This window comes from Mangrovicoccus sp. HB161399 (assembly GCF_013184745.1).
Lineage (GTDB): Bacteria > Pseudomonadota > Alphaproteobacteria > Rhodobacterales > Rhodobacteraceae > Mangrovicoccus.
The window spans coordinates 1-11,776 of record NZ_JAATVU010000043.1 but is presented as its reverse complement, the minus strand read 5'-3'; the positions used below and the strand labels follow the sequence as shown (position 1 = coordinate 11,776).

At 69.0% G+C, this 11,776-nt stretch carries 10 protein-coding genes; 6 read left to right on the top strand and 4 right to left on the bottom strand.

All coding sequences use genetic code 11. The features are described 5' to 3' along the window. The first annotated feature begins 56 nt into the window (after positions 1-56). Positions 57-332: a hypothetical protein gene (locus HCC78_RS20715; RefSeq protein WP_172330704.1), complete on the top strand. Its 276-nt coding sequence runs from the start codon at positions 57-59 to the stop codon at positions 330-332. 24 nt (positions 333-356) lie between these two features. On the opposite strand, the gene speB is transcribed toward HCC78_RS20715, so the two are convergent. Together speB and HCC78_RS20705 are read right to left on the bottom strand one after the other, a co-directional pair. After that, complete coding sequence (speB, locus tag HCC78_RS20710; RefSeq protein ID WP_371743875.1) at positions 357-1,319, bottom strand: agmatinase; 963 nt, start codon at positions 1,317-1,319, stop codon at positions 357-359. 6 nt (positions 1,320-1,325) lie between these two features. Next, positions 1,326-1,697 (bottom strand): cupin domain-containing protein, encoded by a 372-nt coding sequence (locus HCC78_RS20705; protein WP_172330703.1) that lies wholly within the window; start codon positions 1,695-1,697, stop codon positions 1,326-1,328. Between the two features lie 135 nt (positions 1,698-1,832). Between HCC78_RS20705 and HCC78_RS20700 the strand changes: the two genes are divergently transcribed. Continuing rightward, a complete protein-coding gene (locus tag HCC78_RS20700) occupies positions 1,833-2,744 on the top strand; it encodes a LysR family transcriptional regulator (protein WP_172330702.1) in 912 nt (303 codons plus the stop codon). Positions 2,745-2,748: 4 nt separating this feature from the next. Here the strand turns inward: HCC78_RS20700 and HCC78_RS20695 are convergent, their stop codons facing one another. Beyond that, positions 2,749-4,146, bottom strand: a complete 1,398-nt coding sequence (locus HCC78_RS20695) for an FAD-binding oxidoreductase (RefSeq protein WP_172330701.1) — start codon at positions 4,144-4,146, stop codon at positions 2,749-2,751. Positions 4,147-4,367: 221 nt separating this feature from the next. Here HCC78_RS20695 and HCC78_RS20690 point away from each other — a divergent pair, with 221 nt between their 5' ends. The 4 genes from HCC78_RS20690 (at position 4,368) to HCC78_RS20675 (ending at position 9,408) form a co-directional block, all read left to right on the top strand. Then, positions 4,368-5,828, top strand: a complete 1,461-nt coding sequence (locus HCC78_RS20690; RefSeq protein WP_172330700.1) for an aldehyde dehydrogenase family protein — start codon at positions 4,368-4,370, stop codon at positions 5,826-5,828. A gap of 43 nt (positions 5,829-5,871) precedes the next feature. Further along, positions 5,872-7,344: a biotin carboxylase gene (locus HCC78_RS20685; RefSeq protein ID WP_172330699.1), complete on the top strand. Its 1,473-nt coding sequence runs from the start codon at positions 5,872-5,874 to the stop codon at positions 7,342-7,344. Between the two features lie 96 nt (positions 7,345-7,440). Next, the gene (locus HCC78_RS20680; protein ID WP_172330698.1) at positions 7,441-8,499 is read left to right on the top strand and encodes a C45 family autoproteolytic acyltransferase/hydolase; all 1,059 of its coding nucleotides are present in this window, start codon (positions 7,441-7,443) and stop codon (positions 8,497-8,499) included. Positions 8,500-8,553: 54 nt separating this feature from the next. Further along, entirely contained in the window at positions 8,554-9,408 is an 855-nt protein-coding gene (locus HCC78_RS20675; RefSeq protein ID WP_172330697.1) for a carbon-nitrogen hydrolase family protein, read from the top strand. 76 nt (positions 9,409-9,484) lie between these two features. On the opposite strand, the gene HCC78_RS20670 is transcribed toward HCC78_RS20675, so the two are convergent. Beyond that, a complete protein-coding gene (locus HCC78_RS20670) occupies positions 9,485-11,140 on the bottom strand; it encodes a hypothetical protein (RefSeq protein ID WP_172330696.1) in 1,656 nt (551 codons plus the stop codon). Positions 11,141-11,776: the final 636 nt, after the last annotated feature.

The following is an 11,776-nucleotide window of genomic DNA, read 5'->3' as shown; positions in this document are numbered from 1 at the left end:
CGGGATGCAAAGCGGGGCCGGGCTTGTAGTAGTTCTGCATCTGACAGGAGAGTTGAATGACGGCAGACAAGGATCGGCAGGGACCCGTCTTCGGCCGCGACCCGCTGGGGCGGCACAAGGTCGAGCTGCGCAACATCCGCCCGGCCTGGGTGCGCTACCTTCTGGCGGCCTCCGTGGTCGCCGCGATCGTGTGGATCGCCGTGCCCGGCGGCGAGGGGCCGCTGACCGACGAGGACATGGCGCCCTTCGTGCCCTGGATCGGCGGCGTGACGCTCGCGGTGCTCGGCTTCGCCCTCTGGGCCGTGCGGCGCGGCAGGCAGCGGCGGAAATAGCCCCGCCGCCCCCTTGCCCGCGGCTCAGTCCCGCGGCTTCGCGCCCGGCAGGACGCAGAGCATCTCGAACAGGATGTTCGCCGCGAGGTTCGCCGTGGCGCCGCTCTGGTCATAGGGCGGCGAGACTTCCACCAGGTCGCAGCCGACGATGTCCAGCCCGGCGCAGCCGCGGATCAGCTCGATCCCCTGGTGCGAGGTCAGCCCGCCCGGCTCGGTCGTGCCGGTGCCCGGCGCATAGGCCGGATCGAAGCTGTCGATGTCGAAGCTGACATAGACCGGCCCGTCGCCCATCTGCGCGCGAACCTCCGCCATCAGGGGCGCCAGCGACTTGTACCAGATCTCCTCGGCCTGCACGACGCGCCAGCCCTGCTGCCGGGGCCAGTCGAAATCCCCGGCCTCGTAGCCGGTGGCCCGCAGCCCGATCTGCACCACCCGGGACGGGTCCAGCAGTTCGTCCTCGAAGGAGCGCCGGAACGGCGTGCCATGGGCGATCTTCTCGCCGAACATCAGGTCGTTGATGTCGGCATGGGCATCGACATGGATCAGCCCGACCGGACCGTGCTTCTTCCGCATCGCCCGCAGGATCGGATAGGTCAGCGTGTGGTCGCCGCCGATGCCCATCGGGATGGCGCCATGCGACAGGATCTCGTCATAGGCCTCCTCGATCAGCCGGACCGAGTTCTTCAGGTCGAAGGTGTCGATGGCAATGTCGCCGATGTCGCCGATGTTCAGCGAGTCGAAGGGCGAGATCTTGGTCCACATGTTGTAGGGCCGGATCATCGCCGACTCCGCCCGCACCTGGCGCGGACCGAAGCGCGTGCCCGAGCGGTTCGAGGTGCCGATATCCATCGGGATGCCGACGAAGGCGACGTCGAGCCCCGCGGCCGAGGCGTGATGGGGCAGCCGCATCATCGTCGGCAGCCCGCCGAAGCGCGGCATCTCGTTGCCGCCGAGCGGCTTGTTGAAGGACATTCCGGTCATACCCATGGCGCGTCAGCCCAGGTAGAGCGCGTAGTACTTGCGCATGGTTTCCTCGACGCGGAAGGTCCCCTCGAAGCCCTTCGGCACGAAATAGGACTGCCCGGCGGCGAAGGTCTTCGCGTTGCCCGCGGCGTCGGTCAGCGTGACCCGGCCCGACAGGACGTGGCAGAACTCGTCGCCCGGATAGCCGTCGAAGGCCTCGGCATAGGGGGTGCTTTCCCAGACGCCGACAATGAACTTGCCGTCGGCGGATTCGTGGATCAACGCGCCCTGCTCGACGGGCGTGCCGTCGATCACGGCCTCGGGCGGAACCACGGAGCAGGGCTCCAGCGCGATGTTCTCGGCGCCTTCGGGCACGATGTGGAAGACAGTGTGGATCGACATTCGGAGTTCCTTCCGGGAGGCTGGAGTTCTGTGCGGCGCGCACTGCGGCCGGTACCGGTGAGCTACGGGCTTTGCCTCGGACGAAAAATCATGGAAGTATTCATGTCGTAGATCGACGCGAGTAGCGGTATCGCCATGCTGAAGAAGGTCCGGGACGCCGACATCCACCTGCTGAGGGTCTTCGTGGCCGTGGCGGAGAGCGGCGGCTTTGCCGCCGCGCAGGACCGGCTGAACGTCGCGGCCTCGACGATCTCGACGCAGATCTCGAACCTGGAGATCCGGCTGGGATTCCGGCTGTGCGAACGCGGCCGGTCGGGCTTCGCGCTGACCGACCAGGGCGAGGTGGTGCTGCAGTCGACCTACAAGCTGCTGCGGGATCTGGGGGATTTCATCAACCGGATCGAGGCGACCCAGGACGACCTGGTGGGCACGGTGCGGATCGCGCTGCTCGACGACATCCTGACCAATCCGCGGGCGCATCTGACGCGGGCGCTGCACCGGCTGCGCGCCGACCATCCCTACCTGCAGTTCGAGATCCACCATTTCGCGCCCGGCGCCACCGAAGGCGCGCTGCTGAAGAAGGATGCCGACATCGCGGTGTCCTGGTTCGGGACCAAGACGCCGAGCCTCTCCTACGAACATCTCTTCGACGAGGAGCACGCGGTCTATTGCGGCCTCGGCCACCCGTTCTTCGACGCGGCGCCGCACGGGGTGGACCTGTCGGCGGTGGAGGAGGCCGACTGGGTCACGCGCGGCTACACGCTGCCGCAGACGATCCGCTTCTCGGCACCGCCCACCACCTCGGCGGCCTCCTGGACAATGGAGGGGATCGCCTATTTCATTCTCGCAGGCACCCATATCGGCTACCTGCCGACGCATTATGCGCAGCGCTGGGAGGACAGCGGCCAGGTCCGGCAGATCCGCCCCGAGGAGTTCAACTATTCGCTCGACATGACGGTCGCGCTGCGCTCGGACATGGAAACCGACAAGCGGGTCTCCGCGGTGCGCGACGCCATTCTCGCGGCGCACCCGGAGCGGAGCGGCTGACCGCTCAGGACAGCGGGAAGCCCATCGCGTCCACGAGCTTCAGCCACGGCCTGCGCCAGCCGCCCTTCTCGTCGGCGGTGTCGAGCGCGTAGAGCGTGATCTTCGAGCCGATCCAGCGGAAGGGTTCCGGCAGGATCCGGTTCGGCATGGTGGTGGCGAAATCGAGCTTCAGCTCCGGCAGGTCGGCACGGTCGAGCTTCGCGAGTCCCACCCGCGCGCCGAAGCGGCTGGTGGAGATGCCGAAGCCGGAATAGCCGCCCGCCCAGATCACGTCGCCCTGGTGGTACTCCTGGAAATGCACGGCCATCCGCGTGGTCAGCGCGATCGGGCCCGACCAGGCATGGCTGAAGCGGATGTCGTCGAGCTGCGGGAAGGTCTCGTGGAACGCCTCCGCCAGCCGCAGATAGGGGTCGACCACCCGCTCGGCCGCCGGGTCGGTGTTGTTGGTGCCATCGTGATAGTAGGTCAGCCGCCCGCCGAAGATGATCCGGTTGTCCTTGGTCATCCGCGTGTAGTTCAGCTGGGTCCGGGTGTCGTAGACGCCCTGCCGGCTGTTCCATCCGATCCTTGCCAGCTGCTCTCCGCTCAGCGGCTCGGTGGCGATGATCCGGTCGCGGATGCCGGCGACCCGCTGCTTGATCTTGCGGTGGCCGGCCGCGAAGGCATTGGTGCACAGCAGCACCTTCGGCGCCCGGACCAGACCGTCATGGGTCTTGATCTCCATCGCGCCGTTCACCCGCTCGAGGCTTTCCATCGGGGTGAATTCGTGCAGCCGCACGCCCAGCTCCAGCGCCGCGCGCTTCAGCCCCCAGACCAGCCGGGCCGGATGGACGGTGCCCGAAAGCTTCCTGTTCCAGCACCCGGCGGCATAGAGCGGCGAATTCACCTGCGCCTGCACCTGGTCACGGTCGAGGAACTCGACATCGTGGCCGTGTTCGGCATGCAGCTCGTATTCGGCGCGGACATTCTCCACCTGGTCGTCGCCCACCGCGACGGTCAGTTCGCCGCCCCAGGTGTTGTGGGCGTCGATGCCGAACAGGTCGAGCGTGCCCAGCAGCCCCTGCATGTTCTCCTGCCCCAGCCGCTCCAACTCGCCGATGTCTTCCGGAAAGAGCCGCGCCGCGTTGTGCAGCCCGTGCATGATCGAGGTGGAGACGATGCCGCCCGGCCGCCCCGATGCTCCGTAGGCGACCTTGCCGGCCTCGATCAGGACGACGTCCCGGCCCGGATCGGCCTCCTTCGCCTGGATCGCCGCCCACAGCCCGGTGAAGCCGCCGCCCACGATGACGAGATCGGCGCTGGTGCGGCCGATCAGCTGCGGCTCGACCGGCGGCGCGTCGGGATTGTCGAGCCAGAACGGGAAGAAGGTGACGTCCTTCAGGGATGTCGCGGCAAAGGTCATGGTCCACTCTTGCGAATCGGGTTTCGAATTTCCCCGACCCTCGCCCATCGCGGCGCCGCGACAACCGGCGGCCCGCCGAGGTCATACGCCGGCTTTTCTCGGTGATACCGCCGCGGCAGCGCTGCATCCATCGACGCCGGTCGCGGCAACACTTCGGAGCGGCGTGATTTTTTCCGGCGGGCCCAGCCGCCATTTCCGCCGCCAGCATGACGAGGACCCCCATGACGCATCACAGCCCGATCCAGCGCGAAACTTCGATCTATTCCGGCGGCACCTGGAAGGCCGGGCGCGGGACCGGACGGCTGGCCGCCGTCGATCCCTCCACCGGCAGGGCCTTCGCGGACCTTCCCGCGGGCAATGCCGAGGACGTGCAGGAGGCCGCCGCCCATGCCGCCGCGGCCTTTCCCGGCTGGAAGGCCGCCGGCAGCGCGCGCCGCGCCGGGTTCCTGCGCGGCTTCGCCGAGGGGCTGTCGCGCCGCCGCGGGGTGCTGGTCGCGCTGCAGATGCGCGCCAACGGCAAGCCTGAGGCGGAGGCGGGGATCGACCTCGACGACGCGGTGGCGTGCTTCGCCTATTACGCGGATCTGGCAGAGGGCCTGGACGCCGCGCAGGATGCCCGCGTGGCGCATGGGGGCGGCGCGCATTTCGGCCTGGTGCGCCGCGAGCCTCTGGGTCCGGCGGGGCTGATCGTGCCGTGGAACTTCCCGCTGGTCACCAGCGCCTGGAAGATCGCCCCGGCGCTCGCCGCGGGCTGCACAGCGGTTCTGAAGACCTCGGAAATGACGCCTCTGGCCGAGCTGGCCTATGGCGACATCGCAGAGGAGATTGGCCTGCCGCCGGGCGTGCTGAACATCGTCACCGGCGGCGCCGAGGCGGGCATCGCGATGACCCGCGCGCCGGACCTGCGCAAGATCTCCTTCACCGGCTCGAACATGACCGGCGCGGCGGTGATGAAGGCGGTGGCCGCCCGCTGCCTGCCGGTGTCTCTGGAACTCGGCGGCAAGTCGGCGATCATCGTCACGGCCGATGCCGATATCGACCAGGCGGTCGAATGCATCGCCGGCGGCATCTTCTTCAATGCCGGGCAGATGTGCTCGGCCACCTCACGGCTGATCGTCGACCGGGCGATCGAGGCGCCGCTTCTCGAGGCGCTGGCCGAAGCCGCCCGCGCCATCGTCACCGGCAACCCCTTCGACGGCGCGGAGATGGGGCCGATCACCACCCGGGCGCAGTACCTCAAGGTGCTGGACTATCTCGGGGCCGCGCGCGCCGAGGGGCTGGACTGCATCGCCGGCGGCACCGCGCCGGATATGGACGGCGGCAATTTCATCGCGCCGACGATCTACCGCGGCGTGCCGCGCTCCAGCCGGATCTGGACCGAGGAGATCTTCGGCCCGGTGCTGGCGACCACGTCGGTCGGAAGCGATGCCGAGGCGCTGGCCGTCGCCAACGCCTCCGAATTCGGCCTGGCCGGCACCGTGGTCAGCGGCGACTGGGAGCGCGCCAAGCGCCTGGCCGACGGGCTGGAGGCCGGGCAGGTCTGGATCAACACCCCCCAGGCGGTCTATCCCGACAGCGCCTGGGGCGGCTTCAAGCAGAGCGGCATCGGCCGCGAGCTCGGTCCCTGGGGTCTCTCCGGCTACCAGGGCATCAAGCACATCCTTTCCCCCGCCATTTCCTGAACCGCCGCCGCGCCGCGCGGCCCGCCAACCTGCCGAGGACCCCATGGCCAAGCCCAGACCCAACGGAGGCCGCAGGAAGAAGCTCGACGGCCTGTCCGAGATCTTCACCTACCTGCGCCGCAACACCACGCCGATCTATGTCGTCACCCCTACGCCCTATTCGCTGCTGGGGCTCGACCAGTGGGTCGGCGGGCTGGAATACGTGAACTACTTCGACATTTTCGAGGGCGGCCATCCGCGCGCCTTCGTGCCCGCCCGCATCCCGCATGACGAATTCCGCTCGATGGAGGACGTGGCAAACTACCTGGTCTCTCATCCCCAGTTCCTCGACCGGATCCGCACCCGGCCGCGCGGCAAGGCGGTCTTCGTGATGTTCGACGCCGAGACCGAGCGGCTCTGCGAGGCGGCCGGGCTCGACGTGGCGCTGGCCCCGGCGGCGCTGCGCGAGCGGCTGGATTCGAAGATCGTCACCACCGAGCTGGGCAACGAGGCGGGCGTCGCATCGGCGCCCAATGTCATGGGCACCGCGGACAGCTACGAGGCGCTGCTCGCCCTCGCGGCGGAGGCCGGGCTGGGCCGCGACCTGGTGGTTCAGACGCCCTATGGCGACAGCGGAAGGACGACCTTCTTCATCCGCGCGCGCCGCGACTGGGACCGCCATGCGGCCAAGATCGTCGGCCAGGACCTGAAGGTCATGAAGCGGCTGAACCACATCCCCGGCGCGATCGAGGGCTGCGCCACGCGCCACGGCACGCTGGTCGGCCCGGTGATGACCGACATCACCGGCTTCGCCGAGGTCACCCCCTACAAGGGCGGCTGGTGCGGCAATGACGCGGCGCCCGAGCTGCTGCCCGAGGGCGTGCCGGAAAAGGCCGCCGAGATGGTGCGCAAGTTCGGCGACCGGCTCTACAGGGAGGGCTACAAGGGCGTCTTCTGCCTCGACTTCCTTCTCGATACCGACACGAACGAGGTCTATCTGGGCGAGCTGAACCCGCGCGTCTCGGGGGTGACCCCGCCGACAAACCTGATCACCTCGACCTATGGCGGCTGCCCGCTCTTCCTGTTCCACCTGCTGGAGCACCTGGATGTCGACTACCGCATCGACCTTGCCGAGGTGCAGGCGCGCTGGAGCGACTACGATACCTGGACCCAGCTGGTGCTGAAGCAGACCGAGGACAAGGTGGAGCTGATCACCGGCGCGCCGCAATCGGGCATCTGGCGGCTGCAGGAGGACGGCACGGCGGCTTTCGTTCGGCCAGCGCTCAACGTCACCTCGGTGGCGGACGAGAACGAGGCCTTCTACCTGCAGGTCTACGGTGCCGGCGACTACTGCTACCAGGGGGCGGATCTGGGATGCATCCTGGCCCGCGGGCGCATGCAGACCGGCAAGCGCAACCTGACCAAGCGCGCCAAGGCCTGGAATGCCGGGATCAAGGCGCAGTTCCAGTCGATCCCGCTGGTTCCGGCCGCCCCGGCCGCCGCTCCGGCGGAGATCGACGCCGGCAAGTGGTTCTGAGCCCGTCCCGCGCCCCGTGCCCTGCCGCCGGGGCGCGGCCTCCGGGGCGGGCCGCCGGCCCGTCCCGGCCCCGACCCCGGAATGCCGAGTGCCGCGATGACCAGCCCAGACCTTTGCCCGTCCCGGGCCTACCGGCTGCAGCGCCGGTTCCGCGCGCTCCGCGAGGACGCCCCCGGCGCCGCCTTCGGCGGGATCGTCCGGCGCGGCTGGCACGGCTGGCGCAGCTGGTTCGAGGCCCGCGGCGGCAGCCAGGACCGGTCGCCCGGTGCGGGGCTGCGCGCGCTGCGCCGCCACTTGCCCGAGATGGAGCGCCTGCTCGGCCGCCTCGCCGCCTTCCGGGAGGATGACCCGGTCTTCGCCGAATTCCTCGGCTTCTGGTGCCCGCCGCGCTACCTGGTCAGCTGCTCGCAGGCGGTGGCGGTCGATGCCGAGGGGCCGTTCCTGATCCGCAACTACGATCTCGACCCCGCCCTGAACGAGGCCGTCCTGCTGGCCACGCGCTGGCGCGGCAGGCCGGTCATGGGCATGGCCGAGGGGCTGGCCGGCCTCTCCGACGGCATGAACGCGGACGGTCTGGCGATCTCGCTGACTTTCGGCGGGCGGGTGGTGGCGGGGCGCGGCTTCGGCATCCCGCTGATCATGCGCTACGTGCTGGAAACCTGCCGCGACACGCAGGATGCGCTGGAGGCGCTGCGCCTCGTGCCCTGCCACATGTCCTACAACGTCACCGCGATCGACGCGTCGGGCCGCTGGGCCACCGCCTTCCTCGCGCCGGACCGCCCGGCGATCATCGCCCGCCAGCCCTGGGCGGCCAACCACCAGCTTGCCGTCGAATGGCCGCGCCACGGCCGGATCTCGGCGACGCTGGATCGCGCCCGGCTCTTGGCGCAGCTCGACGGCACCGGCCGCGCGGGCGCCGCCGATCTGGCCGCCGCCTTCGCCCGCCCGCCGCTGCGCTCGTCGAATTACCGCGGCGGTTTCGGCACGGTCTTCACCGCGCTCTACCGGCCCCTCCGGAAAAGCGTCGAGCTGCGCTTCGGCAGCGGCCGCGCGGGGACCTGGAGCATCGGGCGCTTCGCCCCGTCCGCCTTCGACGTCGAATACACCGATGCCGGGGCCCGTTTCCTGGGACCGGTCGCGGATGCAGCGCCCTGAGCGGCCCCGCCAATTTCCAACAGAAAGCGCGCGCAGACGCGGGAGAGCGAGGACATGAGCAAGTTTGCCGTTGCCGGCATCCAGATGCATATCGGCATGCAGGACAACATACCCGAGATGCGCAAGCGCCTGGGCATCCTGATGCATCTCTACCCCTGGGTGGAGATGGTGATCTACAGCGAGCTGGCCGCCACCGGCCCGGCGCATCACGCCGCCCAGCCCGCGGGGGGCAGCATCGAGCAGGCCTTCTGCGCCATGGCGCGGGACTACGGCGTCTGGCTGCTGCCGGGGTCGTATTTCGAGGCGCGCGGCGGCCGGGTCTACAACACCGCGCCGGTGATCGATCCTTCGGGGACGGTGATCGCGCGCTACTCCAAGATGTTTCCCTTCGCGCCCTACGAGGCCGGGGTGGAGCCGGGGACGGAGCCCTGCGTCTTCGACGTGCCGGGCGCGGGCCGCTTCGGCCTGTCGATCTGCTACGATATCTGGTTCCCTGAACTCACCCGGCAGCTGGTCTCGATGGGCGCGGAGGCGATCGTCAACCCGGTGATGGCGAGCTTCGTGGACCGCCATGCCGACATCCAGATCGCCACCGCCACCGCGCCGATGTTCCAGTGCTACGTCTTCGCGGTGAACGGGCTGCTGGCGGGGGGCAACGGCTATTCGCGGGTGATCGATCCCGCGGGCCGCATCCTGCATGACGGCTGCGTGCAGGAGGAGATGTTCCCGCTGGAGATCGATTTCGATGCCGTGCGGCGCCAGCGCCGCCGCGGCATCCTCAACATGGGCCAGCCGCTCAAGTCCTTCCGCGATTGCGGCCACCGCTTCGAGGTCTACCGGGACGGGTTCCGCTCGGACTATCTCGATGCGCTCGGGCCGCTGGAAAAGCCCGGCCGGATCCCGCGCTGATCCGGCCGGCCGGCCGGAACAAACGGAAAAGGCCACCTGCTCGCGCAGGTGGCCTTCTTCGTTGCGGCGGTCGGGATCAGGCGCGGGAATATGCGCCGCGGGACTTGCCGAAGGACAGGCCGAACCAGCCCCGCGTGTCCAGCAGGTTGCCGTCGGCATCGCACAGCGGCTTCGGCGGGGCGATGCGGGCCGTGGCCAGCGAAACCGCCACCATCAGCACGACGGAGGAGATCAGCCCCCAGATCGACGAGATGTAGAGCGCGTCCCAATGGGCCCATTCGAAATAGACGCCCTCGACGCCCGGATAGACGCCGGTATTGGCCGCCGAGGTGAGCGGAAGATAGGCGAAATAGCCAGCCAGCCAGCCGAGGAACCCGCCTGCCATCGAGGCGAGCGCGCCCCAGGCATTGGCCCGCTTCCAGAAGAAGCCCGCCGCATAGGGCACGAACATCGACACCAGCAGCAGCGTCCAGGAAGCGACCATCAGGTTGTAGATCGTCTCGAAGCACAGCGCGAGGATCAGCGACACGCCGGCCACCGCGGGCACGAAGAGCCGGGTCAGCTTCAGCGACTGGGTCTCGGAAATGCCGGGGCGGACGAATTTCGAGCCGTTGTAGCCGATGATCGCGGCCCCCGCGAGCGTCGCGGCGGCGGCCGAGGACATCAGCGCCGCGACCAGCCCGCAGGCGAAGATGATCACGATCGCAAGCGGCAGGTAGTCTGCGGCCATGACCAGCAGCAGCTTGCCCTGCACGTCTGCCAGCGAGAGGTCGGGATAGAGCTTGTAGGCGGCCATGCCGAGGATCACCGGGATCATGCCGATGACCAGGTAGACGACCGAGGAGGCGCAGGCGGAGACGACCGAGGCGTTCTCGCTCCTGGCGGACATCAGGCGCTGGTTGACGTCCTGCGCGGCGATCGAGCCGACGCCGATCGACAGGATCGCGGCCGCCCAGTAGAACCAGCCCATATGGCCGGTATAGTAGTAGAAGCCGGCATTCTGCAGCTCGGGATCGGCATGGGAGGCCGGGGTCGGCAGGAAGTCCCATTGGTTGATCCCCATCCAGTTGCTGGCCGGGCTGTTCGCGAAGATGTAGTCCCAGCCGCCGACTTCGGGCTGGCCCATGATGATGACGAGGATCGCGATCATCGAGACGGTGATGATCGACATCTGCAGCGCGTCGGTCAGGGTCACGGCATACATGCCGCCGAGATAGGTGTAGGCCACCAGCACCAGAGTCGACAGGCCGATGCCCCAGGCGATCGGGATGCCGGTGAAGAACTGGATGATCGCCCCGAACCCGACCAGCAGGGCGCCGATCCAGCCCATTTCCGCCGAGAGCATCACCAGCGCGCCAAGCCCGGCCACCTTGCGGTCATAGCGGGACTCGAAATAGTCGACCAGGGTCATGAAGCGCGAACGCCGCACCAGCCGGGCGAAGACGAGGCCCAGCAGCAGCAGGCAGAGCGCGGCCCCGAACGGGTCGAAGATCACGCCCTGGATGCCGAAGAGATAGGTCATGCCGGCCGCGCCCATCGTCGTCCCGGCGCCGTACCAGGTCGCGACCAGCGCGCCGATCATCAGCGGCACGCCCAGCCGCCGTCCGGCGACCAGGAAGTCCGCCTCGTCGGCGACCCGTTTCGAGGCCCAGTAGCCGATTCGGAGCAGCAGCCCCATGTAGACGAGCAATCCCAGGATCACCCATGGCCCGTTCGCGTATGTTTCTGTCATGTTGCCTCCCCTTCGGAGCTGATCTTGCAGGGCTCAAACCGGCGGAATTGCCCATTGCGACCTGCTAGCCCGGGAGGCGGAACCTCTGGAATGTCGCTCTCCGAACGCCATGCAACGATCATTATCCATGTTTCCGCGGTGGCGGCGCGCTGCGTGCCTGCCGGGGCAGGGCGGAACCGCGGAAACATTGGGTCCTGCGGCGGCGGCCAGCCGCGATCCGGGGCGCCGGAAAAAGGGGGGGCGTACATGGCCCGAGCGGCAAGGCGGAGGTCTCCGGCGGCCAGCGCGCAGCCATTGCCGCCGGATGGCAGCTGGACCGCGCGGGGGATCGAACCGAGGAAGCTGGCCGGTGCCGGAATGCCACGGCATCATGGCCTGTGGGATCTAGCGGGGTCCTGAGCTTAGCCGGGCCCCGACGCCGGCTGCAGAACATGGTCCGCCCGCTGCGGACCAGCGGCGGAGACGGGCATGCACGGTGCGGACCAGACGAGCGGATCGCTGTCCAGCCATGCCGATCCGGAGGCGCGCATCCGGGCGCGGCCCCCCGCTGCGGACGAACCGGCAGGCGGCGAAGCGGGCCATGGAGCCGCCGTCGGTCCGAGGCCCATGGCGAACGCGCCCGCCGGCCGCGACGGC